26 protein-coding genes and 3 pseudogenes are annotated in these 26171 nt (G+C 64.6%); 18 read left to right on the top strand and 11 right to left on the bottom strand.

All coding sequences use genetic code 11. The features are described 5' to 3' along the window. Positions 1–40 precede the first annotated feature (40 nt). The 4 genes from EBN1_RS07180 to EBN1_RS07165 all read right to left on the bottom strand — a co-directional run bounded on the left by EBN1_RS07180 (position 41) and on the right by EBN1_RS07165 (position 2291). Complete coding sequence (locus tag EBN1_RS07180) at positions 41–733, bottom strand: SDR family oxidoreductase (protein WP_011237270.1); 693 nt, start codon at positions 731–733, stop codon at positions 41–43. A gap of 185 nt (positions 734–918) precedes the next feature. Then, on the bottom strand, positions 919–1218 hold the full coding sequence (locus tag EBN1_RS07175; RefSeq protein ID WP_011237269.1) for a HigA family addiction module antitoxin: 300 nt from the start codon (positions 1216–1218) through the stop codon (positions 919–921). 10 nt (positions 1219–1228) lie between these two features. Next, on the bottom strand, positions 1229–1507 hold the full coding sequence (locus tag EBN1_RS07170) for a type II toxin-antitoxin system RelE/ParE family toxin (RefSeq protein WP_041645963.1): 279 nt from the start codon (positions 1505–1507) through the stop codon (positions 1229–1231). Positions 1508–1601: 94 nt separating this feature from the next. Beyond that, a complete protein-coding gene (locus EBN1_RS07165; protein ID WP_011237267.1) occupies positions 1602–2291 on the bottom strand; it encodes a transposase in 690 nt (229 codons plus the stop codon). Positions 2292–2516: 225 nt separating this feature from the next. On the opposite strand from EBN1_RS07165, the gene EBN1_RS07160 reads away from it, so the two are divergent. The 3 genes and pseudogenes from EBN1_RS07160 to EBN1_RS07150 all read left to right on the top strand — a co-directional run bounded on the left by EBN1_RS07160 (position 2517) and on the right by EBN1_RS07150 (position 4295). Then, complete coding sequence (locus tag EBN1_RS07160; protein WP_256469880.1) at positions 2517–2642, top strand: hypothetical protein; 126 nt, start codon at positions 2517–2519, stop codon at positions 2640–2642. A gap of 208 nt (positions 2643–2850) precedes the next feature. After that, positions 2851–3549, top strand: a pseudogene (locus EBN1_RS07155) (TraM recognition domain-containing protein); the annotation flags it as partial. Next, complete coding sequence (locus EBN1_RS07150) at positions 3546–4295, top strand: TIGR03747 family integrating conjugative element membrane protein (protein ID WP_011237264.1); 750 nt, start codon at positions 3546–3548, stop codon at positions 4293–4295. The pseudogene EBN1_RS07155 and the gene EBN1_RS07150, both read left to right, overlap by 4 nt. A gap of 1 nt (position 4296) precedes the next feature. Here the strand turns inward: EBN1_RS07150 and EBN1_RS07145 are convergent, their stop codons facing one another. Further along, positions 4297–5682, bottom strand: a complete 1386-nt coding sequence (locus tag EBN1_RS07145) for a hypothetical protein (RefSeq protein WP_011237263.1) — start codon at positions 5680–5682, stop codon at positions 4297–4299. A gap of 55 nt (positions 5683–5737) precedes the next feature. Here EBN1_RS07145 and EBN1_RS07140 point away from each other — a divergent pair. The 7 genes and pseudogenes from EBN1_RS07140 to EBN1_RS07110 form a co-directional block, all read left to right on the top strand. Beyond that, positions 5738–6088, top strand: a pseudogene (locus EBN1_RS07140) (DsbA family protein); the annotation flags it as partial. A gap of 195 nt (positions 6089–6283) precedes the next feature. Beyond that, a complete protein-coding gene (gene radC, locus EBN1_RS07135) occupies positions 6284–6778 on the top strand; it encodes a RadC family protein (protein ID WP_011237261.1) in 495 nt (164 codons plus the stop codon). Between the two features lie 152 nt (positions 6779–6930). Then, positions 6931–7380: a TIGR03757 family integrating conjugative element protein gene (locus tag EBN1_RS07130; RefSeq protein ID WP_011237260.1), complete on the top strand. Its 450-nt coding sequence runs from the start codon at positions 6931–6933 to the stop codon at positions 7378–7380. Next, complete coding sequence (locus EBN1_RS07125; RefSeq protein WP_011237259.1) at positions 7377–8321, top strand: TIGR03756 family integrating conjugative element protein; 945 nt, start codon at positions 7377–7379, stop codon at positions 8319–8321. Before EBN1_RS07130 ends, EBN1_RS07125 begins: the two co-directional genes overlap by 4 nt. A 10-nt stretch (positions 8322–8331) precedes the next feature. After that, positions 8332–9738 (top strand): integrating conjugative element protein, encoded by a 1407-nt coding sequence (locus tag EBN1_RS07120; protein ID WP_011237258.1) that lies wholly within the window; start codon positions 8332–8334, stop codon positions 9736–9738. Further along, complete coding sequence (locus EBN1_RS07115; protein ID WP_011237257.1) at positions 9735–10088, top strand: hypothetical protein; 354 nt, start codon at positions 9735–9737, stop codon at positions 10086–10088. The genes EBN1_RS07120 and EBN1_RS07115 overlap by 4 nt, the downstream gene beginning before the upstream one ends. A 16-nt stretch (positions 10089–10104) precedes the next feature. Further along, a pseudogene (locus tag EBN1_RS07110) lies at positions 10105–11622 on the top strand (conjugal transfer protein TraG N-terminal domain-containing protein). On the opposite strand, the gene EBN1_RS07105 reads toward EBN1_RS07110, so the two are convergent. The 3 genes from EBN1_RS07105 to EBN1_RS07095 form a co-directional block, all read right to left on the bottom strand. Further along, the gene (locus EBN1_RS07105) at positions 11623–11997 is read right to left on the bottom strand and encodes a DUF3742 family protein (RefSeq protein ID WP_011237254.1); all 375 of its coding nucleotides are present in this window, start codon (positions 11995–11997) and stop codon (positions 11623–11625) included. Between the two features lie 167 nt (positions 11998–12164). Beyond that, positions 12165–12581: a type II toxin-antitoxin system YhaV family toxin gene (locus tag EBN1_RS07100; protein ID WP_049780213.1), complete on the bottom strand. Its 417-nt coding sequence runs from the start codon at positions 12579–12581 to the stop codon at positions 12165–12167. Next, positions 12581–12898 (bottom strand): type II toxin-antitoxin system PrlF family antitoxin, encoded by a 318-nt coding sequence (locus tag EBN1_RS07095; RefSeq protein WP_041645957.1) that lies wholly within the window; start codon positions 12896–12898, stop codon positions 12581–12583. Before EBN1_RS07095 ends, EBN1_RS07100 begins: the two co-directional genes overlap by 1 nt. Before the next feature lie 172 nt (positions 12899–13070). On the opposite strand from EBN1_RS07095, the gene EBN1_RS07090 reads away from it, so the two are divergent. From EBN1_RS07090 to mobH, 5 genes are all read left to right on the top strand, one after another. Continuing rightward, the gene (locus EBN1_RS07090) at positions 13071–14138 is read left to right on the top strand and encodes a hypothetical protein (protein ID WP_197531855.1); all 1068 of its coding nucleotides are present in this window, start codon (positions 13071–13073) and stop codon (positions 14136–14138) included. A 24-nt stretch (positions 14139–14162) separates the two neighbouring features. After that, complete coding sequence (locus tag EBN1_RS07085; RefSeq protein WP_011237251.1) at positions 14163–15386, top strand: ISAzo13-like element ISAzo13 family transposase; 1224 nt, start codon at positions 14163–14165, stop codon at positions 15384–15386. Between the two features lie 41 nt (positions 15387–15427). Beyond that, the gene (locus tag EBN1_RS07080) at positions 15428–16297 is read left to right on the top strand and encodes a hypothetical protein (RefSeq protein ID WP_011237250.1); all 870 of its coding nucleotides are present in this window, start codon (positions 15428–15430) and stop codon (positions 16295–16297) included. A gap of 54 nt (positions 16298–16351) precedes the next feature. Beyond that, positions 16352–17680: an AbiJ-related protein gene (locus EBN1_RS07075; RefSeq protein ID WP_241762822.1), complete on the top strand. Its 1329-nt coding sequence runs from the start codon at positions 16352–16354 to the stop codon at positions 17678–17680. 402 nt (positions 17681–18082) lie between these two features. Next, positions 18083–19954, top strand: a complete 1872-nt coding sequence (mobH, locus tag EBN1_RS07070; protein WP_011237248.1) for a MobH family relaxase — start codon at positions 18083–18085, stop codon at positions 19952–19954. A gap of 26 nt (positions 19955–19980) precedes the next feature. Here the strand turns inward: mobH and EBN1_RS07065 are convergent, their stop codons facing one another. Further along, positions 19981–20277 carry a helix-turn-helix domain-containing protein gene (locus EBN1_RS07065; protein ID WP_026295731.1) on the bottom strand — a complete coding sequence of 99 codons (297 nt, stop codon included), beginning with the start codon at positions 20275–20277 and terminating at the stop codon, positions 19981–19983. 103 nt (positions 20278–20380) lie between these two features. Between EBN1_RS07065 and EBN1_RS07060 the strand changes: the two genes are divergently transcribed. Then, positions 20381–21007, top strand: a complete 627-nt coding sequence (locus tag EBN1_RS07060; protein ID WP_011237246.1) for a substrate-binding domain-containing protein — start codon at positions 20381–20383, stop codon at positions 21005–21007. Positions 21008–21181: 174 nt separating this feature from the next. Here EBN1_RS07060 and EBN1_RS07055 read toward each other — a convergent pair whose 3' ends face one another. Further along, positions 21182–22048, bottom strand: a complete 867-nt coding sequence (locus EBN1_RS07055) for a tyrosine-type recombinase/integrase (RefSeq protein ID WP_479682066.1) — start codon at positions 22046–22048, stop codon at positions 21182–21184. 235 nt (positions 22049–22283) lie between these two features. Here EBN1_RS07055 and istA point away from each other — a divergent pair, with 235 nt between their 5' ends. Then, positions 22284–23846 (top strand): IS21 family transposase, encoded by a 1563-nt coding sequence (gene istA / locus EBN1_RS07050; protein WP_011237019.1) that lies wholly within the window; start codon positions 22284–22286, stop codon positions 23844–23846. 22 nt (positions 23847–23868) lie between these two features. Then, positions 23869–24603, top strand: coding sequence for an IS21-like element ISAzo4 family helper ATPase IstB (gene istB / locus EBN1_RS07045; protein ID WP_011236010.1), 735 nt, complete (start codon positions 23869–23871; stop codon positions 24601–24603). A gap of 20 nt (positions 24604–24623) precedes the next feature. On the opposite strand, the gene EBN1_RS07040 is transcribed toward istB, so the two are convergent. Further along, a complete protein-coding gene (locus tag EBN1_RS07040; protein ID WP_011237244.1) occupies positions 24624–25796 on the bottom strand; it encodes a tyrosine-type recombinase/integrase in 1173 nt (390 codons plus the stop codon). Positions 25797–26171 lie beyond the last annotated feature (375 nt).

Here is a 26171-nt window from a genome sequence, read left to right as displayed (position 1 = left end):
AAAACGTGGCCTGTTCCCTATTTCCTTTACAGCGCGGGGTTTACCACGGCACGGTTTCGCCCTTGTAGTCGACGAAGCGGAAGTCCCGCGTGCCCGCGGCTGCCTCGACGACCGCGACAAGCCCCGGCACGCTTTGCTCCACCGTCAGCGGCGCTTTATCACCGCCCATGTCGGTCTGTACCCAGCCCGGGTGCAGCGCCAGCAGCGTGAAGTCGCGAGCCTTGCCGAGCTGCGCAGCCCAACTGGCCAGCAAGCTATTGAGCGCAGACTTGCTCGCCGCGTACAGCGGACTCTCGGCGCCCTTCGAGAGCTCGAGACTGCCCATCTCCGAGCTGACGACGCCCAGCACCGCGTCTCTTGCGAGTCGCGTATGCAGAGTGCGCGCCAGGCGCAACGGGCTGATCGCATTGGTAAAAAACAGCTGGCCGATTTCGGCCTCACTCGCGGTCGCCACATCCTGCGCCGCCGGACCGTAGATGCCTGCGTTGAGTATCGCACGATCGAGGCGCACGCCGTTGAGCGCCGTGACAATCTCGTCAGCGGCGCTCACGGTGTTCAGGTCGCAGGTCACGACCCGCAACCGTTCACCGTGCTGCACCGCCAATTCCTTCAAGCCGGGTGACGCGGCCGGATTGCGCGCCACAGCAAATACGCGCGCACCGCCTTCGAGATAGGCACGTGCCAGACCCAGACCGATGCCACGGGAAGCGCCGGCGATAAGAACATTCAACATACTCACTCCTGCAGCGTGACAAGAGGGAGTTTAGCATTGCAGCAAATGTAACGACGAACCCCTGTTCCCCTCCGGTGAAATTGAATCTTCCCCACCCGGTTCACTCTTGCGCTTTTTCCCAGGAAATAGGGGACAGACCACGATTTTCTCGCGGTCGGCGTGTGACGGTCGCGGCGTGCCGTCCGTCACGCGGCCTTCCGCTGCGCTGGCGCGACGCGAGGCAGACTTCCACCGTGCCGCGCCTGCCACAAATCGTAAGCGATCTGCATGCGCAACCAAATGTCGGCTGTCGGCCCGCTCAGCCATTGTTCGAGGCGCAGCGCCAGGTCGGGCGATACGGGTGCGCGCCCGTGCAATACGCGGGAAAGCTGGACCCGGGAAATGCCCAGCTGGCGGGCGGCCTCGGACACCGTCAGGCCGAGCGCTGGCAGGATATCCTCGCGCAGGGTTTCGCCGGGATGGGGTGGGTTGTACATCGGTGCCATGGCGAAGTCCTCAGTGATAGTCCTGATAGTCGACGAGCACGGCATCCTCGCCCTCGAATGCGAAGGTCAGGCGCCAGTTCCCGCTGACCAACACGGCCCAGTGACCCTTCAGGCTGCCTGCCAGCGGATGCAGCTTCCAACCGGGCACGTCCATGTGTCCAGGATGGGTCGCCTCGTTCAGCAGGGCCAGTTGGCGGGCCAGCCGGCCGACGTGCGTGGCGGTGATTCCGGCCTTGCTGCCCGTCCTGAAGAAAGCTTCGATCCCTTTGTGGCGAAAGCTCTTTATCATTGAGTGTATCGTAGTTTGTTACGGCGGCTCGGGCAAGTCGAGGTGAATCGGTTCGTGATATCGCGGAGATTCACGCAGAGCGGTCTGATTCCGGCTAGGGCGGTCTTCGCGGTCGCCCCGGTTTGCCCGGTATGGCCCTGCGGCCGAGTGCGGTGGCGACCTGCGCGCCGAACAACCCAGTGCCGAATGCGAAATTGCCGTTCGTAGCGCGGCGAATCTCATCGACCAAGCCAGGGTCGAGCGCGTGGCGGAACAGTTCGCGGTAGGCCGCCTGCCGCTCGAGCGCGTCCCGGCCGAGCGCTTCGAATACTTCGTGCGGAACCACGAGTGTGCTGGGTTCGCCCTGAGCATTCGCGCGATAACTGGACCACGGGTAGTCGGCCGGATGCTCGACCATCGCGGCGCGCACGGGATTGAGCTCGATATAGCGCTGACAGGTCAGGAGATACCCATCAGTCTGCGTCGGACAGGAGCGGTAGCGACCTTCCCACAGGCTGCCGCTGCGCCGGTAAGTGCGGTTGATGTACTGCACGTAGCGCTGGCCGAGGGCCTTCATCATCTCGCCCGGCGCCTCGGCACGTCGCGCGGAGACGAGCAGGTGAACGTGATTGGTCATCAGCACGTAAGCGTGGACGCGGCAGCCGGTCGTCGCTGCGTACTCGTCGAGCCACTCGAGATATCGCCGGTAGTCCTCGTCCGCGTAGAAACCGGCTTGTCGGTTATTGCCGCGCTGGATCAGGTGCAGCGGGACGTTGGGCAGGGACAGGCGGGGGCGGCGCGGCATAACGGCGAACGGTGTCTGCGGTATGCATATATGCTACACGACTCCGCGGCCGTGACTCTCTTCTGCCGGGAAATCATGGTCTGTCCCCCTATTTCGTACGGAACACACGCGGGCGGTCGCCGATTTTTCGCATTCCGCCCCGCGCATGCTATTACGAACCAAGCGCGCCACGGGCGGTGTTGCGTTCCCCCTGGGCCCTGCCACGCGGCGGCGATGGAGGTCATCATGAGCTCTGCGAACGACTACGGTACGCACTACTGGTGCGTCACCAGCGACGGAGCACCCGTGTTCGTCTATGCCGACAGGCTGGAGATCGCGCCCTGCGGCGCACTCGTCGCCTGGGGTGGCTAGCGGAAGGACGGCGCCGCGCACGTCGAGCACGAACAGCAGCTGTGGGCCGCGGCGCCCGGGCAGTGGAAGACGTTCTTCGCGGCCAGTCTCATCGACGGAAGGCCGGTCGCGGTCGAAGCGGCGCCGTGATTCGTGCGAATTGAGCGAATAGGGCGACCACGTTTTTCGGAGGCGGTGGAAATCGTGGTCTGTCCCCTATTTTCGATTCATCTACAAGTTCGGCATCGACGACGGGCTGCCCGGCGCCGCGGCGGGCGCCAAGATTCCGATCAACGTCCACGCCGACGAATTCAATGAACTCATGGGCGACGAGTTCATTCCGATGGTCAACAAGGGCGGCGGTGCCGGCGTGCAGGTGACGGCCTACACGCAGACCTTGAGCGACATCGAGGCGCGCATCGGCAACCGTGCCAAGGCCGGCCAGGTGGTCGGCAACTTCAACAACCTGTTCATGCTGCGCGTGCGCGAGACCGCCACTGCCGAGCTGCTGACGCGACAACTGCCCAAGGTCGAGGTGTACGCCACGGCACTGATGAGCGGCGCCACCGACAGCTCCGACCCGCACGGCAATACCGCGTTCACGTCCAACACCCAGGACCGCATCAGCAGCAACAGCGTGCCGTTGATCGAGCCGGCGCATGTGGTCGCTTTGCCCAAGGGGCAGTGCTTCGCGCTGATCGAGGGCGGCAACCTCTGGAAAGTCCGCATGCCGCTGCCGGCGCCCGACCCCGACGAAGCCATGCCGAAGGATCTGCAGGAGCTGGCCGGCTACATGCGACAGCACTACGTCGAGGCAGGAGACTGGTGGGAGAACCAAGGCATCCTCGGCCTGCAGGACAAGGCGCTGCCCGACGACCTGCTGGACGACTTCAAGCAGATGGACTCGGCCGAAGAGGCCGAAGCATGAGCGATCCGGCCGTCGCGGCCCAGCGCCAGCAGCAACGACAGCAAGGACTGATCGCCGGCCTGGTCACGCTGCTGTTCCGCTTCTTCGGCGTGCTGTGCGGCGCGCTGCTGCTGTGCATCCTGATCGAATGCGTCGGCATGCACTTCTTCTGGCCCGAGCAGGGCTGGCGACACGCGCAGGGCATGCTGCACTACGAGCTGGATCAGCTCTCCACGCACTTCACGCGCAGCGCGCTGGTGCAGGAGCCGGGGCGCACCGCGCACCGGCTGGTCGAGCAGGGCTACGACTGGCTGTTCGTGAAAAGCGGTCTGCTGGACTGGATACGCGACGCCTCGGCGCAGGCCAGCGCCGGCAGCCATCGCCAGACCAAGGATTTCCGCTACTACATCGGCTTGGTCTACGTGAGCGTGGAGAGCTACCTGATCGCGGCGGCCTACACCGCGCTGGTCTTCCTCGTGCGGCTGCTGGTGCTGTGCCTGACCCTGCCGCTATTCCTGATGGCCGCTTTCGTCGGGCTGGTCGACGGCCTGGTGCGCCGGGACATCCGCCGCTTCGGCGCGGGACGTGAGTCGGGGTTCATCTATCACCGCGCCAGGGCCAGCCTGATCCCGCTGGCCGTGCTGCCATGGGTGACTTACTTGGCACTGCCGGTCAGCGTGAACCCGCTGCTGATCCTGCTGCCCAGTGCGGTGCTGCTCGGCGTGGCGGTGTGCATTGCGGCGGCGACGTTCAAGAAGTACCTGTAGATCACTCCGGCTGCCAGGCGCAATCTGCCCAGTGCGCTTCGTAGCGTTTCACAAAGTCTTTCATCTCCCGGATGTTGACGGCAGGTTCGCGGCAGGCCCGGGCGCAGGTAGAAACGACATCCCGGTAGAACTCCGGGGCGACAGTCCTGATGCCGTCATAATTCATAAGCAAGTCCGGAAGACGCTCCGTGATATTTGCTCCGCGAGGTGCCATCACAATGCTCGGGGGCTCTCCACACGTATTGATCAACACGTATCGCCAGCTTGGGTCTGCGGCTCCCTGGCGAGGGACAATCTCACAGGGACGTGCGTCTCCGCCTTTGGAAATGGCTTCGTAGACCTCCTTGATGGCCTGGGGTTTGTGGGCCACCAGGACATAAGGCCCGGCCCCTACATAACTACCCATGCGTTCGTCGTATTCGATGCCGAGCAAGTCTTCCAGGTCAAAGCGTGCATGTCGGCCCAGGGGAGCCTTTCCCGAGGTGAACCATTGAAGTTCCCGCAGGGTGATCCCTGCACACTTGGCAACGTCTGCAGGCGAATTGGGCCAGCACGCCACGAGGTTCTTGGCGATTTCGGCTGCGTTGTCATAGTCACTGTCGGCCCAGAAATCATCATCCTCAACGATGTCCTCCGGTGCCTTCTCACCTGTCACCAGCCAAGTCCTGCCATCGAACCCGTCGAGGTTGAAATAACGGGGCTGATCGGGCGGCAGAGAGGTCTCCCAGGACGACATCCATGGACCGGGTTGCCAGTCGAGCCCACCTGTCACTGTTGGCACCGGTACTTGCGCCGGTAAGGCCAGCCACTGCTGGATTCTGTCCTCGACCTCGCGGCTGCTTACGCCTCTGTGACCATCCCTGACACGAAAATCGTGGTCATTTTGAGCGTCCCGGCAAAGGGCCTGGATGGACCCGTTAAGAGACTGGTCTTTTCCGTCGTGCTTCCTCAGCAGCCACCGGCTGGAGTCCTGGGCTGAGCGCAGGGAAGCTGGAAGGGATTTCTCCTTGGCATCGGCGACCTCGACCTGGACTCCGATTTCCGCCATATCCCGTGCCAGTTCAGGGCTGGCTGTCGCGAGGTGGCGGTTGATCCGCAGAATGTCCGGTCGGCCACGCAAGCCCTCGGCGTTACGCCACGCATCCAAAAGAACATCCCGGAAGGCCCTGGGCTGATCGACCGGGGTAAAGGTCATCCACCGAATGGGCAACCCGGCAACGGTCAATCCATAGAGTATGAGGGGGCTGAGCCCGTACCGCTCTGCGTCCTTGACCTTGATCGGGTCCTGCACTGATACAACGCCATGCTCCGGATGGTGGAAAAGGAACTTGGCAATCGCAACGTAGAAATGATGCTCTCTTGGTGATGGCTGTGTCTGTTGATTCATGGCCCCTCCTGGGGAAATGCGAGCTTTCCCCGAGAACTATCGGAGGCTCATCGTCCAGCCCATGGCGTGGCTCTACTCGAACACCCGCGGCGACGGCCACGGCCTGCCGGACGGTCTGCGCTATCCCGACCTCACGCCAGCCATGCAGGGTTGTCTCGACAGCGAGCGCCCCGATGCCGTCATCCGTGCCCAGGCGGTGGAAGCCGCACAGCCGGGCATCGCGGCCACGCCGGCCCTGCAACTGCGCGACCGCGAGTCCGGCAAGACCCTCCTGCTGCACGGTCCCGTCGAAGGCGATGCCTTGCTGTCGGCCATCGACCTGCTTGCCGCCAGCAGCACGACCGCAGCCGAACCCGCCCATTCCCCAGATATGCCCGCCGGCGTTGCCGGTGACATGCCCAGGTAGCCATCGATCTTCAAGGCTGCGGCGCGGCTTGTCCGCGTTGATCGACACCCGTTCGCATCGCATCCCTTGACGCGAACAGCCACTGCATCCGCGGTGGTGGATGCCCGCTCGTCACCTGTTCCATCCCCATCGTCCCCAGGAGGGTTTGCCCTCCAGGGGCAGGCGCCCTCCGATCTCATCCATTGGAGGTTCGCCATGTCTCTCGTCATCGCCGACTCCCGCCCGGAGTCGCTCACCCTGCTCGCCGCCCAGCACGAAGACTGGATCATCCGGCAGGCCATCACCCTGCTGGAGAACCGCGTGTTCAAGGCCGGTCCGGCGCTGGGCAGTCCCGCCGCCGTGCGCGACTACCTGCGCCTGAAACTGGTCGCGGAGCCGAACGAAATCTTCGCCGTCGTGTTTCTCGACAACCAGCACCAGGTGCTCGCCTTTGAGCCGCTGTTCAAGGGCACGGTCGACCAGACTTCGGTGTATCCGAGGGTGGTGGTCCAGCGTGCGCTGGCGCTCAACGCTTCGGCGCTGATCCTGGCGCATCAGCACCCCTCGGGCAACACCGAGCCATCGGCGGCTGATCGTGCGATCACCGAGCGGCTGAAGAGCGCCCTGGCCACCGTCGATGTCCGGGTGCTGGATCACTTCATCGTCGGCAAGGGCAGCCCGTACTCGTTCGCCGAAGCCGGCTTGTTGTAGCGCACTCATTTCATCACCACGGGAGCCCTTGGCTCCCGTTTCTCTTCGTCGGTCCGCAGGAAATCGGGACTGACCAGTTTCGGTTTCTTTGTCGTCCCCTGATCTGCGTTGCGCTCGACTACGAGTCTGCATCGACTCCGCGGAGGCGCGACATGCCGGCTCATTCCCTCAACCTTCCTGCCGCCTCGCGGCGTCCCCTGGCCGCCCGGCTGGCCGCTGGACTGTGCGCCGCGCTGCTCGGTCCCATCGCGGCCGCCGCCGATGTGCTCGTCGTCACCGACAGCCGTCATCCGGTGCAGGCCCCGGCCGGCGTGCGGATCATCGAGCTGGACCAGGCCGCGCGCATCGAGGTCGAACTCGCCGCGCACCTGCCGGCCGACCCCCAACAGGCCGCGGCCTTGGTGCGGCAGCGGTTGCATGACGGCGGCGAGGCCCTGCAGCGCCGCATCGGCCACGCCTACCAAGGTGTCGCGGATGCCTGGGGACTGGGCATCGCCAAGATTCCCGCCGTGGTGGTCGATCGACGCTATGTGGTCTACGGCGAGCCCGACGTGCTCCGCGCCGTCGCGCGCATCAACGCCTACCGGAGCACGCAGCCATGAGCCTCCTGCTGGCATCCCGGCGTCTGCGCGCCACCGTCGCCTCGCTGCTGCTGGGCACGGCCACGTCGACGTTCGCCCTGGACACCGCCACCATCGTCTCGTCGGCGCTGTCCCCCGACTGCCTCGAATACCGCGTGGTCGGAATCTGCTACTGGCTGTACTGCACGCCCTTCGGCTGCTCGGTTCGCACTTCCGTCAAGGTGCGCCACTACGTCCCCGATGCGGTGGTGTCGAGCTACTCGAACACCGGCGAAAACCCGTGGCTGGAAGTCAGGGCGATGAGCATGCCCAACCCGACCGCCAAGGCTGGCGGTGACGGCACGACCAATCACGACAACGAGAACAACCTCGCCAAGTTCAAGAACGCCGATGTCATCGGCCATCCGGCCGGGATGGTGTTCAGCCAGTTCGCCAGCGCCTCCGGCTACACCTGCGAAGGCGCGGGCACGGCCTTCATGCCGTATCTGCTGAGCACGCTCGACACGATCGCCTGGCGCTACAACATCCCGGAAGCGTTCTACCCCGAAGCGCTCATCCCCGGCCGGCGCGAAATCGGTACGCGCACCGGCCTGAACCTCTGGGGCAACGTGTATCCGCGCGGTGGTTTCCTGCACCAGACCGACGATTACAAGAGCGGTGCCGTGGTCGCGCAGCGCGCGGGCGACATCGTGACGCGCCGCGGCCAGATTCACGTGTACCAGCCCCTGCTGGCCAACGCCCGCGACGGCTACTGGCCGGCCGGCGCGCTGATGGAGACCGACGCCTCGACGGGCAAGTGGCAGGAGCTGACGCCCACGCTCTCGAACAGTTGCGTGGTCTTCCCGCACAGCCGCACCCGCGTGCAGGCCCAGCAGGGCGACTACGCCTGGGCCTTGTGGCGGCCGTACTCCTGCTGCCGGCGCCGTGGCCAGGTCTTCCTCGGCAGCGTCGATTTCATGTGAGGAACCCACGATGAACGCCTCCCTCCCTGACTTCCTGCGCCGCGCGAAGTCGCCCCTGCTGGCCACGCTGCTCGTGGCGGCCATCACGCTGGTCGTCGGCGTCGCCTGGGCGCAGACTCGCATCGATCCCAATGGCGTGAACGTCAGCGGCAGCGTGATCGGCGACGACGTGCTCTACAGCATCGGCGGCGGCCGGGCGGTGTCGATGGGTGGTGCCGGCAACATGCAGAGCATCGGCGTGGGGATCGGCTGGAACAGCAACCTGATCTGCGGCGACATGAGCATCACCACGACGCTGCAGAACCAGCTCAACGGCATCACCAACGGCTTCCAGACGATCATGAGCAACGTGATCCAGAACGCCACCAGCGCCGTGGCCTCGCTGCCGGCGCTGATCATCCAGCGCGCCGACCCGGGGCTCTACAACCTGCTGACCAACGGCATCCTCCAGGCGCGCCTGGACTTCGACCGCTCGAAGATGACCTGCCGTGCCATCGCCAATCGGATGGCGGACATGGCCGGCGGCCAAGCCGGCTGGGACCAGCTCGCCGAGGGGATGGCGCTGCGGGATGCAATCAGCAGCACCGATGCCGTCTCCGCCATCGAGCAGGCCGAGTCCAACAAAGGGAACAACGGCGTGCCCTGGGTCGGCGGCGGCAACGCGGGCGGCTCCAGCCAGAGTTCGATCAAGGTGGTCGGCGATGTGACGCGCGCGGGCTACAACCTGCTCAACGGGCGCAGCGCCACCGATACCTCGTCGATCGCGCGCAGCGCCTGCGGCAACCGCCTGACCTGCCAAACCTGGTCCTCGCCCCAGGCGGCCGCCGACTGGGCGACCCGCGTGTTGGGCGAACGCGAGCAACGCACCTGCGAAAACTGCACGAAGACCCAGACCACGCCTGGCGTCGGGCTCACGCCAATGATCCAGGAAGAGTACGAGACCAAGCTGCAGGTGTTGCAGAAACTGGTGACGGGCGCCCGGCCGACGACGCTGGCCAATCTCGACGCGGCCGGCAGCAGTTCGCTGCCGATCACCCGCGGCGTGATCGAGGCCCTGCGTGACGAGCCCGACCAGGACGTGCTGGGCCGGCGCCTCGCGTCCGAGGCGGCGCTGTCCAGCGTGCTGGAGAAGGCCCTGCTGCTGCAACGCACGTTGCTGACCGGCAAGAAGGAGCCGAACGTCGCCGCCAACGAGCTGGCCGTGCAGGCGGTCGACCAGGAGAACAGCGCACTGGAGCAGGAGATCAACAACCTCAAGACTGAGCTGGAGCTGCGCCGCACGCTGGCCGGCAACTCGGCGATGGCGATCATCCAGCGCCACAGCACCCGCGCTGCCGGTTCGCGCGGCGTCTTCGAGGGCGACACCACGCGCGACCGTCTGCGGGAAGTCCAGAAGCCGCGGAGCGGTACGCCATGAGCCGGCTGGCCTGGCTGCGGCTGCCATGGCTGTTCAACCGCCGCGTCGGCGTGGCGCTGCTGTGGACCTTGCTGGTGGTGGCCGCGGCGGTGGCGGTGAACATCGCCGGCATCCACGTGGTCGGCGGCGTTGAGGGCTGGCAGCACTGGCTGCAGGCGCACGCCGGCCACTTCTTCGTGTGGCGGCTGTGCCTCTACGGAGCGACGGCTTACGGCTGGTGGTGGATGCGTCGGCGCCTGTTGCGGCGGGAGCCGTCCCGCGAGACGCATCAGCGCCTGCTGCGCACGGAGATCGCGGCCGTGATCGCCGTGGTCGCGCTGGAAGCCAGCCAACTGTTGCAGCACGGCTGAGACCGGGAGGCAGGCAATGACGCTCTACACCACGGACTACCTGGAGTATTACCTGACCCTGGTGGCTTGGGTGGTCAACAACGGCATCTGGAGCATTCTCGTGGCCAGCGGCGTGTTCGCGCTGCCGTTCGTGGCCATCGTGATCCAGGAATGGCTCAAGGCCCGCAGCGAAGGTGCGGACGAGGGCAACAAGGGCGTGCTGTCGTCGATGCGCATCGAGAACCGGGTGTGGGTGGCGATCGTGGTCATCATGTTCGCCGGCATCCCGTTCATCCCGGTGGATCTCGCCACAATCAAGTTTGAAACCACGCGCTCTGCGCAATGCCAGGTCAGCGTCCCGCTGCCCAACGACACGGGCTGGTCCAACGTCTACACGGCGCTCAACGACCAGAGCGCGCTGGTGCCGGTGTGGTGGTTCTTCATGCACGCCATCTCGAAGGCGGTCACGGGCGCCGCGGTGGCGGCGATTCCCTGCGGCACGGACCTGCGTCAGATTCGCATGGATGTCGATGCCACGCGCATCGATGATCCGGTGCTGGCACAGGAGGTCGCCGACTTCACGCACGACTGCTACGGGCCGTCGCGCGCCAAGCTGTTCATGAACCGGCCGACGCTCTCCGACGAGCAGATGAACGACGTCACCTGGATCGGGTCGAGTTATTTCCTCGACACGCCCGGCTTCTATGACACCTATCGCGCCAAGACCCCACGCACGGCCTGGCCCTACGACGCGACCCGCGATGCAGGGCTGGCACAGGTGGACAGCGGCGGCGGCTATCCGTCCTGCCGACAGTGGTGGGCCGATGGCGGCCAGGGACTGCGCAGCCGGCTGCTGGAACAGGTCGACCCGGACCTGCTGACCCGCGTCGGGCGCTGGGCGGGCTTCCTGTCGCAGAGCGAGGTCAATGACTCGGTGATCCGCGCCGTGGTCTCACCGCGGCAGCAGAAGATGAACCAGGGCGCCGTCTACACCGACTACGGTGGCCAGATCGACAAGACGCTGCCGAACATCGTCACGCGCGGCGCGAGCGACCTGGGGCTGACCGTCGGCTCGCTGGGCTTCTTCCCGGCCATGGATGTGGTCCGTCAGGCACTGCCGATGGTGCTGTCGCTGCTCAAGATGGCGCTCGTCATCTGAATCCCGCTGGTGCTGCTGATCGGCACCTACGAGCTGAAGGCCTTGGTCGCGGTGAGCTGCGTGGAGTTTGCGCTGTTCTTCGTGGACTTCTGGTTCCAGCTCGCGCGCTGGCTCGACAGCACGATCCTCGATGCGCTCTACGGCTGGGGGTTCGGCGCGAACCGGCCGCACAGCAACTTCGATCCGTTGATCGGGCTGAACAACGCATTCGGGGACATGCTGCTCAATTTTGTGATGGCGACGATGTTCATCGTATTGCCAGCTTTCTGGGTGGCTGCGCTCGGCTGGGTTGGAGTGCGCGCCGGAAACGCGATCCAGGGATTGGCCGCTGGGACGCGAGATGCACAAGTGGCGGGAGGCAAAGGTGCTGGGGTGGCGCTGAAGGCAGCGAAGTAGCTACGGCTGGTCGCCTTCGGGATCGTGCGGATCAATCCGCTGCTCGTTTGACGTGTAGAGACCGTATCCAGCAGGGCCATACCGCCATTCTGTCTGGCTAATCGAGTCGTCTTCATCGTCAAGGCTACGTGCAGTCCAAGCGGCAACCACCACGATGCCCAGGGCCACCAGCGCTGACCAAAACGCGGCGAACAGCAACACGCCGATTGCAGCGAGCTTGACAAGCAGTATCACGGCCTTGGCGACACCAGGTGCCCAGCCCTTCGCCACAAGCCGATGGGTCGCCCGTCGGTCCAGCCGCACGCAACCCCGCCACAGCCGGCCCAGGGTCCGGCCTACGCGCTCTGCGAATGTGGTCTGTGCAGCGGGTTTCATGGTGCTACCTCACGTTTGTCCTGTGGGGTTCTCAAGCTCGTTTGCTGTTCGGTTGATTGAATCCTGCACGAGATTTCAACCAAGAGGCGAAGTTCTCTGCAACATCTAATCAATCATGCCGGTCTACCGTTTCTTCGATGGCTGCGAGTCCGCCTGATTCGCTGCCATCAGCGCCCCCGATCGTCTGGTGGATTGCCGTGTCCGATCTTCTTCGATGTCGCGGTGTGGACGGACTTGCTGACTGCCGACCACAGGGCCTGTTCTTCGTGGATCCAGGCGAACACGATCACCCTGGCCTTGGAATCGTAGCGAAAGAAGAGTTGGACGCTCCGCCCGATCTCCATGCGGCGCCAGTGACCACCGATCTGCCCCTGCATGCTGTCCGGAACGTAGGCATCCCGCGAGGGGTTGCTTGGCACGACTTCGAGGATCAGGCGGCTCAGTGTGTGGAACAGCCCGAGGTTCGCGTAGCCCTCGCATCCTTGCCGATCGTCTTGTTTGGCGCATTCTGCGCGCGCCTGTAGTCCGCGCAACTGCTCGATCGCGCGATCATGAAACAGCAGTGTCCAGCCATGCCGCTGCATCAAATCGCCACCTCGCCCTCGATGTCTCCATCCAGGGCCACCACGTGGCCAACATTTGCCAGCATGGCCTGGGCAAGATCCTTGGGAAGGAACCCAAGATGCCGGCCGGCTTGGATGTCTGCCTCGAGCAAGCCCAGGAAGGCGCCGATGGCAGGGTCTTCGTGCTCGGCATCGGCACGGCTCACAACCACGTCGCTGCCCCGCTGTTCAAACACCAGCCTGTCACCAGGGCCTACTCCCAGCACTTGGCGGATGGACTTGGGCAGCGTGATCTGCCCCTTCGAGGTCAGCGTCCCGACTTCTCGGATCTTGGGCATGGAGGTTCTCCGGTCAGCACGCAAGCAGAGTAAGGAATATTCCTTACGATGTCCAATATTTCACCACCACGCTGGTTTTCAGCATCCGGTGAAAGGCCCAGAGACGGTGAAATCTAATGGCCTATTTCAAGAAATATGGTACTTTCAGCGGATGCTGAAAGAGTCCAATCCAATGAACGAAGCAGAAGCCCGTGCCGGCGAGGCGCTACGGCGGTTGCTTGAGAAGATCCCGATCCTCCAGATCGAAGGCATCGAGTCCGAAGCTGTGTCCGGCCGGTGGGAACCGGACTTGATCGCACGGCTGCTGGTGGGCGGGCGGCGGCACGTGCTGGTCTGCGAATACAAATCGAACGGCCAACCTCGATACGCCCGTTCTGCGCTGCTGGAACTGCGTGACTATGTGGAGCAGCGAGCCCCGCAGGCTACCCCCGTCTTCATGGCGCCCTACATCTCACCCGCAGTGAGGCAACTGTGCGAAGAGAAGGGCGTCGGTTATCTCGATCTGGAGGGAAACGCCCGGATTGCCTTCGGCGGCGTGTTCATAGAGCGCATGGTGGCAGACAAGCCAGCGGCCGAACAACGTGAGCTCAAGTCGCTGTTCAGGCCGAAGTCGGCACAGGTTCTACGCGCCATGCTGCGCGAACCCGGCCGTGCATGGCGCGTCGCCGAGCTGTCGGAGATCTCCGGGGTCAGCCTGGGGCATGTCAGCAATGTGCGCGCCGGCTTGATCGATCGGGAATGGGCACGAGCCTCGGACGAGGGCCTTCTCCTGTCGCAGCCCGACGCACTGCTCGACGCATGGCGCGACAGCTACGCCGCGCCGTCAGGTGAGCGTATGCGGTTCTACACGCCATTGCATGGCAGCGCGCTGGAAGACGCGGCCCGCAGTGCACTGGGCACACAAGGCGGCCGCGGACATGCTGCCTTCGCGTCCTTTTCGGCAGCGCAGTGGCTTGCCCCATACGGGCGCACCGGCACGCACTACTTCTTTGCCGACGAGGAAGGTCTGCGCAAGCTCCAGGCAGCGCTGAAGCTTGCGCCCGCCTCGAAAGGCGAGAACGTAGTCATCACCGTGCCGAAGGATTTGGGACTGCTCGCCGACACGATTGAACCCGCGCCGGGTGCGGTCTGCACGAGCCCGGTGCAGACCTACCTCGACCTCTCCATTGCCGGCGAACGCGGCGCTGAGGCCGCCGAGCACCTACGCCTAGGACTCGTTAAAAAACAACTTGAACAGTAAGGTCGACGCCGTTATGCTGCGCAAATGGCATCTACCGATGATGAGATTGAGCAGCGTTACCAGCTTTTGTCGAGCCGGCTGGATGAGCGACAGCGTCGGCTGTTTGTAGCGACGGAGGCGAAGGTGTTTGGCCGAGGCGGCATTTCGGCCGTATCGAGGGCGACGGGGGTATCGCGCGTAACGATCACGGCTGGCCTGGGTGAGCTGGAATCTGACGCGGTTGCGGAGTCCGCCCCTTTGCCGCCAGGGCGAGTGCGTCGTTTGGGCGGGGGGCGCAAGAAGCTTGCGCAGACCGATCCCACCCTGCTGTCCGACCTTGAAATGCTGATTGACCCGGTGACACGGGGTGACCCTGAGTCGCCGCTGCGCTGGACCTGCAAGAGTTTGCGGAAATTGGCCGACGAACTGCGTAGCCAGGGGCATCAAGTGAGCCATGTCGTCGTGGGGGAACTGCTCAAGGCGCAAGGCTACAGCCTGCAGGCCAATGCCAAGACGCTTGAAGGGGGCGATCATCCGGATCGCGATGCTCAGTTTATCCAGATCAATGCCCGCGTCGGAACTGCGCTCGAAGCGGGCGAGCCGGTCATCTCGGTGGACACCAAAAAGAAGGAGCTGGTCGGCGCCTACAAAAATGCCGGTCGGGAATGGGAGAAGGCCGGCCGGCCGGTCGAAGTCAAGGTGCATGACTTCATTGATCCCGATTTGGGACGTGCCAACCCATACGGCGTCTATGACGTTGGCGCAGACCAGGGGTGGGTCAGTGTAGGGACCGATCATGACACCGCGGCCTTTGCAGTGGAGTCGATCCGCCGCTGGTGGTTCGCCATGGGCCAAGCCCTATACCCCGGAGCCCGCGAATTGACGATCACGGCAGACGGCGGTGGGAGCAACGGCTCTCGAGTGCGTCTGTGGAAGCAGGAATTGCAGACGCTGGCCAACGATCTTGGATTCCCGGTTCGGGTTTGCCATTTCCCGCCGGGCACCAGCAAGTGGAACAAGATCGAACACCGGTTATTCTCGTTCATCAGCATGAACTGGCGCGGTCGCCCGTTGATCAGCCATGAGGTCATCGTCAATCTGATCGGCTCCACAACGACTCGTTCCGGTTTGGCAGTGCGCGCGCAACTCGACACCAACATCTATCCCAAGGGAGTCAAGGTCCCTGACGACGCATTCGCCGCTATCAATATCGAACGCGATCCTTTCCATGGCGAATGGAATTATCGAATCAGCCCCAGAGCCCAATAATTGTTCAGGTTATTTGCGAACAATTCCCTAGAAAGGCTCACATGGCCAAAATGACACCCCACGAACCACAGTCGGCCGCCGAATACGACGACCGGACGACGGCGGCCGTAAAGTCGGTGCTGATCGAGATCGGCCAGATACTTGGCAGCTTCAAGGGCAAGTTCGCCATCATCGGCGGCGCGGTTCCTTGGCTGCTGCTGGCCAACGAGGACATGCCGCACGTCGGCACGCTCGATGTGGACGTCGGCCTGGACGCGGAAGCACTCGGCGACGGCGAGTACGCGACCTTGATCGGCGCGCTTCAAGGCCATGGCTACGCCCAGCGTGAGGGGCTTCGGCGCTTCCAACTGGTTCGCCAGGTTACCGCGCGAGATGGTGGGGAAGCGATCGACGTCGTGGTCGATTTCTTGATGCCGCGCGACGCGGAGATCGTGAAGAACGATCCGCCGTTGATCAATGACTTCGCGGTGCAGCGGGCCGATGGCGCCGACCTGGCGATGCGGTTCTACCAACTGGTCGCTGTGGCGGGGCCGATGCCGGAAGGCGGAACCAACCGCGTGGAAATCGCGGTGTGCTCGATACCTGCTCTGCTGGCGATGAAAGGCCATGCACTGGCGGGCCGCTACAAGCAGAAGGACGCCTACGACATCTACTACTGCGTGCGGAACTACCCCGGCGGCATCGATGTGCTGGCCCAGGAATGTCGGCCACTGCTGGGGCATCCCAGCGGCGAGCGTGGCTTCCGGCACATCGCCGACAAGTTCGACACCTTCGAGGGTCATGGGCCCACCTGTGTGCGGCGCTTCGTCGAAGACACGCATGCGCTGGGCGATCGCACGCCCGAACAGTGGCAGCAGGACGCATTCGGGCAAATCGACGCGCTGCTGCGCGCCATGGCGCTGCGAGGTTGAGTCACGCTTCAGACCATGGACTACGCGCGACTTCGCAACCTGTTGGAGCCCCTGGTGACCGGGCTGAAGGATGCCGGTACGCACACCATGTTGCCGGTGCTTTGCGAGGAGCTGGGCCTACCTGTGCCTGCCGCCGATGGCTCCAAACGCGAACGCATGACGGCCAGCTTCAACGCGCTCGCGGACGCGGACCTGCCGTCGGTTGCTCGGAAACTGCTGATTCGCCACCCACCCAGCGCCACCACGCGCAATCAGATTCAGGACATCCTCTGGAGCGACAGTCCGTGTCCGCCCATCCCGAAGCGGTACCGGCGCGAAGTCGCGCGCAGGCTCAACAGCGAAGAACTGTACGGAGATGCCCGCAGGTTCGACGAGTTGCTGGAGCGCCTGTGGATTCTGGATGCCGGTGACTGGATGTGCCTGCTTGGCGGGAAGCCCACGGGATTGCGCGCTGAAATCCAGCAGCATGTCCATCGCAACCCGGAGGACTGGCCAGCCGAAGTGCTGTTCGACCAGTTGGGAGCGTATGACGCATCCGACCGGCGCTTCGCGCTGTTTCTTGAGGGGCTGGCTTCGGCCGATGTGCGCCCCGACGAGGCCGCGCAACGCCACTTCGTGGCCTGCGTCAACGAGCCGCTGCGCAGTTGCGGCGCCGAGCTACGCGAGACCGACTCGGAAGGCGGCTACCCGATCTTCTCCTTGGTCTCACTGCACGCGGCGACCAAGGGCCGGCCGAAGAATCTCATTTTCGCCTCGCCCGACAAGCCCGACCTGCGCTTTCGCGACGCGCTGGACAACGACGTCGAGATCGTCACCAATGCGGACAAGGTGCTCGTCTATGACCGGCCCATCGGCAACGTCGGGCTGCGCTGGAACGATCTGCAGCAGTGGTGGGCGGAAGCCGAGCAGATCTCCGATGCCACGCAGGCCAAGCGCTCGCTGTACGCGCGTCTCAAGGCCAGCCTGCCACGCAACTCCCCGCCGCAAACCCTGCTATTCGATGCCTTCTTCGAGGGGTTTCGCAGTGCGGTGCCGAACCTGCCGGCACTGCTGCCCGAGGTCTGGCTGCACTGGGACCCACGCACGGTCAAGGCGCGAGGGCCGGATGCGCTTCTGCGGTTTCGCATGGACTTCCTGCTCCTGCTACCGCAAGGCGTTCGGGTCGTCATCGAGGTCGACGGCAAGCATCACTATGCAGACTCCACTGGCAGCGCCGACGTGCAGCGCTATTCGCAGATGGTCAAAGCCGACCGCGAACTCAAACTCGCCGGCTATGAAGTCTTTCGCTTCGGGGCAGCGGAACTGCAGGTGCCAACGGCGAAGGCTGACGTCAAGGCCTTCTTCGAGGCACTGTTCAAACGCTACGGCGTTCTGACGAACTGAAAACCCAGGCCCGTGCTGGCCGCAATGAAAATTCTGCGAGGCGCTGTCCAGAATCACGAAGACAGTGCAGCAGAAGGTCGTACCGCCAAGGACTGGAACTCGAACTGAAGCTCATCCTGCAGCTGGCACGCCCCTTGTGCCCTCCATCCCATGAGACTTGCTTCACAGCCCACGCCGGTGCCCTTGATGCCGGCCTGGGCCAGACGTGACGACGCTCCCAGCTTGCCGGGATTGCCCCATGCCGCATTGATCGTGGCCCCCATGAAGCAACGTCCCTATACCCAAAGGCCTCCATAAAGGCCAAAGGGCCGGCAAGGGGCAAGGGAACGGGGCCAAGGGGAAAGGCCCTACCCGAAAAGGCCAAAAGGCTCCCCCGACCGGCCCCGTCATCCGGGGTTCGCCATGATCTCACTGTTCCAACGCAAACGGGTGCCACCCGCCACCGGCGCGCCGCCCACACTCACCGAGCCACCCAAAGGGCTGATGCGGCCGGCTTCGGCCGCATCGCTGCTGGCGACGCCGCGTCGGCAGAAGCTGCTGGAGCACATCTGGCAGCGCACCTCGCTGTCGCGCCGGCAGTTCGCCACGCTGTATCTCGCACCGCTGGAACGCTACGTCGAGCTGGTCCAGCAGTTCCCAGCTTCCGAAAGCCATCACCATGCCTATCCAGGTGGCATGCTGGACCACGGCCTGGAGATCGTCGCCTACGCGCTCAAGCTGCGGCAGTCGCACCTGCTGCCTGCCGGCGCCACGCCGGAAGCCCAAGCCGCTCAGGCCGAAGCCTGGACCGCCGGCACCGCCTATGCGGCCCTGCTGCACGACATCGGCAAGATCGCCGTGGACCTGCATGTCGAGTACGTAGACGGCACGGTCTGGCACCCCTGGCACGGCCCGCTGCGGCGGCCGTACCGTTTCCGCTACCGAACGGACTGCGAGTACCGGCTGCACAGCGCCGCCGCCGGGCTGCTGTATGCTCGCCTGCTCGATCCGGGCATCTTCGACTGGCTGAGCGGCTACCCCGACGTGTGGGCCGCCTTGCTCTACGTACTGGCCGGCCAGTACGAGCATGCCGGCACGCTCGGCGAACTGGTGGTGCAGGCCGACCGGGCCTCGGTTGCCCAGGAACTCGGCGGCGATCCCGGCAAGGCACTGGCTGCGCCTAGGCACGCGCTGCAGCGTAAGCTGCTGGACGGCCTGCGCTTTCTGCTCAAGGAGGAATTCAAGCTGAACCAGCCCCAGGCCTCGGATGGATGGCTGACCCAGGACGCACTCTGGCTGGTGAGCAAGACCGTCTCGGACAAGCTGCGCGCACACCTGCTGTCGCAGGGCATCGACGGCATTCCGTCGAACAACACGGCGGTGTTCAACGTGCTGCAGGACCATGGCATCGTTCTGGCCACGCCGGACGGCAAGGCGATCTGGAAGGCCACCGTCACGAGCGACGCCGGCTGGTCGCACAGCTTCACCTTCCTGAAGCTGTCGCCCGCGGCGATCTGGGAACACGCCGACCGGCCGGCTTCCTTCGCAGGCCGTGTGTTGGTCGATCAGGAGGAACAGGAAGAGACGGTGCCGCAGACGCCCGTTGAGCCTGAAGCCCATCGCGTGGAACACGCGGCAGCGGCTCCAGCGGTCATGCCGGCCGCACCGATGACCGCGGACAACGACGTGGCGGCGCTGCTCGATCTGCTGGACGTCACGCCCACACCATCGACGCTACCGATCGCATCCGAGCCCGAGGTCGGCACAGATGTTGGCGTCGAGGCTGACCCCGTATCGATGCCGGCAACCGCGCTGTCGGCCACGGCGATCCACACAGCGGCCCAAGAGCGCGCCGAACCTTCCGGCACCCACTTCATGGCCTGGCTGCGTCAGGGCATCCAGACGCGCAAACTCATCATCAACGATGCCAAGGCGCTGGTGCACACCGTCGATGGAACGACCTACCTCGTCAGCCCTGGTGTCTTTCAGCGCTATGCGCAGGAACACCTGCTGGTCGCCGCGCTGGCCAAGCCGGAAAAGCTGGAGGGATGGCAGTGGGTGCAGAAGCGTTTCGAAAAGCTGGGCCTGCACCGCAAGCAGGCCAGCGGGCTGAACATCTGGACCTGTGAAGTCACAGGGCCGCGCAAGTCTCGGCGGCTGCACGGCTACCTGTTGACCGATCCCCAGACGCTGTTCCAGGAGGTGCCTCCGAACAATCCGCACCTGCGTCTCGCCGACGAAACCGCAAAGCGCGAAAATTCAGCCTTGGGGGGCAGGAACGACGACCAGGAATAGACCAGCCGCCGCAATACAGGTCGGCTTCAGTCCGAGGAATTGGGCGATGCCAGCTTGTCCTCGGTGAGTGCCATCAGATGGGCAGAACTGCATTTCAGCGCACGGGCGATCTTGAGGATCAGGGGGAGCGTGGGAACGTGTTCGCCACGCTCGATCTTGCCCATGTGCGAGCGCTCGATCCCGGCCAGATGGGCCAGCGCCTCTTGGGAGATGGCCTGGTTCATTCTTTCTTCGCGCACGGCCGCCCCAAACGCGATGGCGGGTTCCGCTTCGTAGGTGGTGGTGCCGGTAGGCCGGCCTCGTTGAATCGATCGCTTTTGCATTGTCAAAAGCGTCGAATACAGCCACGATCTAAACCACGTTAAACTTAACTCAATCCAGCGGCGCCCCAGTCGCCGCGAATCCACTGCCTGGAGGGAGCTGGACGTGAAATCGAGCGATGCCTCCACCGAAATTCGAGTGGCCGTCCTTGGCGAATGGGTGCCGCCCCAGCTTGCTGATGTGCTCGCACTGCAGCGCGCCGAAGAGCCGGAGATCCCCGCAGCTCTCGTCGGCTGTACGGCCGATGACCAGGCCACACAGCAGCCAGGCGAAGGCTTCGACTTCGCCTTGTCCACGGCTGCTTGGCAGTGGCCGGGCTGGGTATGCGAGGCGCTGTGGCATGACACGCTGGCGGTCGCAGTGGCCAAGCGCTCGCACTTGCTGGCTTACCACGAAGTGCCTTGCTGCGAAGTGCTCAAACAGCCCTTGATCTGCGCACAGTCAACGGCCGACGAGCCATGGCGCGCGGTGGCACAACGTCTATTCGAGGATGCGCTTCAGGATCGCGAGCAGACGGTCAGCACCTTCGACATGGCGATGACGCTCGTCTCTGCGGGATATGGCATCGCCGTCGCGCCGGCCGTGAGGCTGACCGGCTACCAGCGCCGAGGCATCGCTGTGCGGCCGCTGGCAGGCGCACCAACCGTCGTGATGGCCTACCTGCTGCGTCCCCATGCGTCGTTGACCGAGCCCCAAGCGAGGTTTGCGCGCCGCGCCCGATCCGTGTCCTGACGCCTCCGGCGCCACTCGTGCTTGGCAAAGTCGTGCTTAATCCCTGGTTTGCTAGGCATTGTGCCGAGAGAGGCGAGGCCGAGCCCCACGCGAGACTCGTCCTTGGCATCGTTTCGCAGCCGACGCTTGGCCGGCGTTCTGACGCCATGCAGCTGTCCCAGTCAGCGCCTGCCGTTATGTGAGCCTCAACTGCTGCGGGGACCACTCGCTCTCCTTCACGGTCGTGCTCACCGCCATGATGAGCTTGTCGAGGTTGGTGGCGGTGGCGCTTTCCAGGGCCGAGCGGCCGCGCAGCATTGCGCGGGGCTGCAGGAGCGCGTGGTAGATCTGCCAGGGGTCTGAGCCCCGGCTCAGCTTGAGGACGGCCTGAATCAGGGCATGCTTGACCGGATCGAGATGCCAATCCGGCACGCGCTGGCCACGGTTGCCGAGGTTCAGTGCCAGCAGGTTGCCCGCCTTGATCTCGTAGCTAATCCACCGGCGGGACTTGCCCGCCATCTTCGCGTACTCGGCAACCGGCAGGTTGTGCGGTGCCTCGAAGACATCGACCAGTTCCATCCGCTCGCGCTGAATGTCGGAAAGCGGCTGCTTCATCACCGACCGTGGCGACGTGACCGCCGGCAACCGATGCTTTGCGGCCGATACCAGCGGCATTGCGTCCCCGGGCTTCGTCACGATCAGCAGCGGCACCGCTGCAGGCTTGAGCGGCGCGCTGGCGGCTTCCTTGTCCAAAATGACGGGCACGCCTTCAAGATGCACGGTGAGCGGCATGCTCGCCAGTTCAACCAGGTTCTGCTCAAACAGGTCGAGCCGATCGGCCCAGTCCTGCATCATGCGCCGCCGCTGCTCCACGTACTCGGCGTGGTTGTAGGTGGCGCTGACCTTGTTGGGATCGACGTGGGAGAGCTGCGCATCCACCCACACCTTCGGGTAGCCGATCTCGTTGAGCGCGGTGGACATCGTGGCCCGGATGCCATGTCCGGTCAGCAGGTCGCGATAGCCCATGCGCTTGAGGGCACTGTTGAGCGTGTTCTCACTCATGCTGCGGATTCCGACCCAACGTGACCGCTGAATCCGAGAAGGGTGTGACCGGTGTTTCCGGGATGGTGACCGCGGATTCCGATTTGATCGTGACCGATTTGGGCGGTCGTCGGAATGACCGGTCACGTTGTCGGAATCGCCGGTCACGATCAGATCGGAACGGGTGTATGCAGCAGGCGTGGCAACGTCGTTTATCAGACCGGCTACCCTCGCGCGCTTTGCGCGGAGACCGAGGATGCCGGCGGAGCGGATTGCCATGCACAAGATCAGGGAGCTGTTACGGCTCAAGTACGACTGCGCGCTCTCGCATGAGCGCATCGCCCGCGCGCTATCGATTTCGAAGGGGGTGGTCGCCAAGTATGTGAAGGCGGCCGAGGCGAGCGGACGGGCGTGGGCCGAGTTGTCGGCGGCCGACGAGGCGCAGCTGCGCGGGTGGCTCGGCGGGACGATGCGCCCACGCGGGGCGACGGCGGGCTATGTGCCGCCGGACCTGGCGGCGGTGCATCAGGGACTGAAGAAGAAGAGCGTCACGCTCGCGCTGCTGTGGGAGGAGTACGTGCAGGCGGCCGCCGGGCCGGCCTACCAGTACTCGCGCTTTTGCGACCTGTACCGCGAGTTCGCCCGGCACCTGAAGCGCTCGATGCGCCAGGTTCACCGCGCCGGCGAGAAGCTCTTCATCGACTACGCCGGCGACACGGTGCCGATTGTTGACGCCGACACGGGCGAGATTTCCCGCGCGCAGATCTTCGTCGCGGTCCTCGGGGCCTCGAGCTACACCTTCGCCTGTGCCACGGCGACGCAGTCGCAGGCGGATTGGCTGGGCTCGCTCGCCCGGGCGCTGGCCTTCATCGGTGGCGTGCCCGAGCTCGTCGTGCCCGACAATACGCGCTCGCTCGTTGGCCAAGCCGACCGCTACGAGCCGCAACTGCAGCGCACCACCGCCGAGTTCGCCGCGCACTACGGCGTGGCGATCCTGCCCGCGCGCCCCTACAAGCCGCAGGACAAGTCCAAGGTCGAAGTCGGCGTACAGATCGTGCAGCGCTGGATTCTGGCGCGGTTGCGGCATCAGCGTTTCTTCTCGCTGGGGGAGTTGAACGAGGCGATCGCCGCGTTACTCGAGCCGCTGAACACGCGTGCCTTCCGGCGCCTGCCAGGCTCGCGCCACGAAGCGTTCGAGACGCTCGACCGCCCGGCGCTGCGCGCGTTGCCGGCCACGCCCTTCCAGTTCGCCCAGTGGAAGCGGGCCAAGCCCAACATCGATTACCACGTCGAGTTCGACGGGCATTACTACAGCGTGCCCTATGCGCTCGCCGGCCAGGCGGTGGAGCTGCGCATCACCGCGAGCAGCATCGAATGCCTCGCCGGCGGCAGGCGCGTGGCCGTGCATGCGAGGAGCCACCGGCACGGTGCCTTCACCACGCTCACCGAGCACATGCCCGCATCGCATCAGGCGCATCGCCAGTGGTCCCCGGGCAAACTCATCGCCTGGGGTGCCACGGTCGGACCTCACACCGAGCAGGTGGTCAGCCACCAACTCGAACGCATGCCGCACCCCGAGCAGGGCTACCGGGCATGCCTCGGGCTGATGCGCCTCGGTCGTCAATACGGCAACGAACGCCTCGAAGCCGCGGCGACCCGCGCCGTCACCCTCGGGGCAATGCGTTACCGCAGTGTCGCCTCGATCCTCAAGAGCGGGCTCGACCGCGCACCGCTCCCCACTCCCACTGCCGCTAGCCAAACCGAACTGGCGCTCCCCGCCGTGCACGAGAACCTGCGCGGGGCGCGCTACTACCACTGATTCCACCCACCGGAGAACATCGATGCTGATGCAACACAGCCTGCAACAACTGCGCACCCTGCGCCTGGAAGGCATGGCCCGCGCCTTCGAGGAGCAGCTCACCCAGCCCGCCATCACCGCGCTCAGCTTCGAGGAGCGTTTCGCCCAGCTCATCGATCGCGAGATCCTGCTGCGCGACGGCAAACGCATCGATCGGCTGCTCAAGGCCGCCCGCATCAAAGCCGCTGCCGCCTGCCTGGAGGACGTCGACTACCGCGCCGGGCGCGGCCTCGAGCGCAGTCAGATCGCCGCGCTCGGAACCGGCCAGTGGATTCGCCACCACCAGAACTGCCTCATCACGGGCCCCACCGGCAGCGGCAAGACGTGGCTCGCCTGCGCGCTCGCCAACGCGGCGTGCCGGCAGGGCCTCGCGGCCTACTACGTGCGTCTGCCGCGGCTCTTCGAAGAGCTGCGCATCGCGCATGCCGACGGCAGCTTCAGCCGACGCCTGATGCAGCTCGCGCGCATGGATCTCATCGTCATCGACGATTGGGGCCTGGCCGCGCCGTCGGCGCAGGAGCGAAGCGACCTGCTGGAGCTGCTCGACGACCGCGTCGGCACGCGTTCGACCGTGATCACCAGCCAGCTGCCGATCGAGCACTGGCACACCTACCTGGGCGACCCGACCTTCGCCGATGCGATCCTCGATCGCGTCGTGCACGCCGCGCACAAGCTCGCCCTCAAGGGCGAGTCGATGAGAAGAAAGGAAAAGGCATGAGGCCGTGCGCGCGAGACGCCTTACCCACAGGCGCCCGCCCGCCAGCGTATGAGGCGCGCTGGCGGTCGCCTGTGGATAAGCCTGCGCACTGCCCCCAATCGACCGTGATCGTGACCGACGCGGTTAGAATCTGAACCCCACGCTTGCGCGCGCCCCCACCGGTCACGTTCGTCGGTGCAGGCGGTCACGTTCGTCGGAATGCGCATCATGCGCTTCTTCATTTCGCTATCGTGCCGGAACAGGTGGTGCTGGGCCGGTTTGAATTGCTCCAGCATGTGGCGAACGATCTCGGTGGCCTGCACCGACAGCGGCACGATGTAGGGCGGAATGTCCTTGGGCAACTGGCGCTTCTTGCGCATGTCCACCTGGAGTTGCTTCACGACATCCGGCGGGATGATCCACAGGCCCCGATCAAGGTCGAACTGATCCGGCGTCGCCAGGCGCAGCTCGCCGGTTCGCACACCGGTCAGTAGCAACAGCCGCAGACCGAGGTGGGTCTGCAACCGGCCACGGTACTTGCGCAGACGCTGCAACAGCTTCGGCAGATCGGCCATGCGCAGGAACGGGTTGTGGTTGACGGGGGGCAGCGGCAGCGCCACCACATCGAGATCGGAGGCGGGGTTCTGCTCCAGGCCCGGCACGATCACCAGCGCGTAGCGGAACAGTTGGTTGAACCACGTCCTGACTTTCTCGGCAACGGAGAGCGCCTTGCGCTTCTCGATCTTGGCGATCACCTCCAAGAGGTCGGGACGTTTGATCTCATAGATCGACCGCTTGCCCAAGGTGGGCAGCACATCCTTGTCGAAGATGCGCGGGAGTATCGAGAGGGTCGTCTGCCGGCCTTCCTTGAGGCTGAGCCCGCGATGCTTGAGCCACTTGCGATACACGGCCTCGAAGGTGTTTTCGTCGGCGAGCCGGACAGCGGTGCGCTTCTGCTTGCGGTGAACGCGAGGATTGGTGCCTTTGGCCAGCAGGGCGCGCGCTTCGTCGCGCAGGCTGCGGGCCTCGCGAAGCGTCACCTCCGGGTAGGTGCCGAGCGACATCCGCTTCTGCTTGCCCGCCCAGTAGTAGCGGAAGTGCCAAGTCCTGCCCCCTGCAGCCGTGACGGCCAGGGAGAGGCCATCCAAGTCAGGGAGGGTGTATGCCTTGCCAGTTGCCTTGGCCTGTCGAACGGCCAGGTCTGAGAGTGCCATGCTCTTGCTCCTGAACATGAGTCAGGAACCAGATGCTGGTCACGTCGACCTCGCCCCTCCATCAACAATCCGGAATCAGCCGCGCCCGCAAAAATGGACACAATAATGGACACAAAAATCGCGGCTTCAGGTGGATTTCTGTGGATGTCCCTGGAACATCGATGCGCTGAAAAGCCGTCTTTTATCAACGACTTAAAAAGCTTCTTGGACATCCACGGAACTCCGTGGAAAGTGTGCAGTGGAGCGGGCGATGGGAACAGAATATCGCACCCAACCCATTGACGAAAAACAGTTTCTTTGTGTTCGCCCAACGGGACAAGGCCGTATTATGTTCCGCCCCCCTCACCCTCGGCAAGTAGTGCTGTCTGCCGAGAA

Origin of the sequence: Aromatoleum aromaticum EbN1, from assembly GCF_000025965.1 — a bacterium.
GTDB classification, from domain to species: Bacteria; Pseudomonadota; Gammaproteobacteria; order Burkholderiales; family Rhodocyclaceae; genus Aromatoleum; species Aromatoleum aromaticum.
The sequence above is the reverse complement of the archived record's forward strand: the minus strand, read 5'-3'. Positions and strand labels throughout refer to the sequence as shown.

Coding starts and splice junctions, on each gene's coding strand:
- EBN1_RS07180 (WP_011237270.1), bottom strand. CDS start 733: ATGTTGAATGTTCTTATCGCCGGCGCTTCCCGTGGCATCGGTCTGGGT.
- EBN1_RS07175 (WP_011237269.1), bottom strand. CDS start 1,218: ATGGCACCGATGTACAACCCACCCCATCCCGGCGAAACCCTGCGCGAG.
- EBN1_RS07170 (WP_041645963.1), bottom strand. CDS start 1,507: ATGATAAAGAGCTTTCGCCACAAAGGGATCGAAGCTTTCTTCAGGACG.
- EBN1_RS07165 (WP_011237267.1), bottom strand. CDS start 2,291: ATGCCGCGCCGCCCCCGCCTGTCCCTGCCCAACGTCCCGCTGCACCTG.
- EBN1_RS07160 (WP_256469880.1), top strand. CDS start 2,517: ATGAGCTCTGCGAACGACTACGGTACGCACTACTGGTGCGTCACCAGC.
- EBN1_RS07150 (WP_011237264.1), top strand. CDS start 3,546: ATGAGCGATCCGGCCGTCGCGGCCCAGCGCCAGCAGCAACGACAGCAA.
- EBN1_RS07145 (WP_011237263.1), bottom strand. CDS start 5,682: ATGAATCAACAGACACAGCCATCACCAAGAGAGCATCATTTCTACGTT.
- radC (WP_011237261.1), top strand. CDS start 6,284: ATGTCTCTCGTCATCGCCGACTCCCGCCCGGAGTCGCTCACCCTGCTC.
- EBN1_RS07130 (WP_011237260.1), top strand. CDS start 6,931: ATGCCGGCTCATTCCCTCAACCTTCCTGCCGCCTCGCGGCGTCCCCTG.
- EBN1_RS07125 (WP_011237259.1), top strand. CDS start 7,377: ATGAGCCTCCTGCTGGCATCCCGGCGTCTGCGCGCCACCGTCGCCTCG.
- EBN1_RS07120 (WP_011237258.1), top strand. CDS start 8,332: ATGAACGCCTCCCTCCCTGACTTCCTGCGCCGCGCGAAGTCGCCCCTG.
- EBN1_RS07115 (WP_011237257.1), top strand. CDS start 9,735: ATGAGCCGGCTGGCCTGGCTGCGGCTGCCATGGCTGTTCAACCGCCGC.
- EBN1_RS07105 (WP_011237254.1), bottom strand. CDS start 11,997: ATGAAACCCGCTGCACAGACCACATTCGCAGAGCGCGTAGGCCGGACC.
- EBN1_RS07100 (WP_049780213.1), bottom strand. CDS start 12,581: ATGCAGCGGCATGGCTGGACACTGCTGTTTCATGATCGCGCGATCGAG.
- EBN1_RS07095 (WP_041645957.1), bottom strand. CDS start 12,898: ATGCCCAAGATCCGAGAAGTCGGGACGCTGACCTCGAAGGGGCAGATC.
- EBN1_RS07090 (WP_197531855.1), top strand. CDS start 13,071: ATGAACGAAGCAGAAGCCCGTGCCGGCGAGGCGCTACGGCGGTTGCTT.
- EBN1_RS07085 (WP_011237251.1), top strand. CDS start 14,163: ATGGCATCTACCGATGATGAGATTGAGCAGCGTTACCAGCTTTTGTCG.
- EBN1_RS07080 (WP_011237250.1), top strand. CDS start 15,428: ATGGCCAAAATGACACCCCACGAACCACAGTCGGCCGCCGAATACGAC.
- mobH (WP_011237248.1), top strand. CDS start 18,083: ATGATCTCACTGTTCCAACGCAAACGGGTGCCACCCGCCACCGGCGCG.
- EBN1_RS07065 (WP_026295731.1), bottom strand. CDS start 20,277: ATGCAAAAGCGATCGATTCAACGAGGCCGGCCTACCGGCACCACCACC.
- EBN1_RS07055 (WP_479682066.1), bottom strand. CDS start 22,048: ATGAGTGAGAACACGCTCAACAGTGCCCTCAAGCGCATGGGCTATCGC.
- istA (WP_011237019.1), top strand. CDS start 22,284: ATGCCGGCGGAGCGGATTGCCATGCACAAGATCAGGGAGCTGTTACGG.
- istB (WP_011236010.1), top strand. CDS start 23,869: ATGCTGATGCAACACAGCCTGCAACAACTGCGCACCCTGCGCCTGGAA.
- EBN1_RS07040 (WP_011237244.1), bottom strand. CDS start 25,796: ATGGCACTCTCAGACCTGGCCGTTCGACAGGCCAAGGCAACTGGCAAG.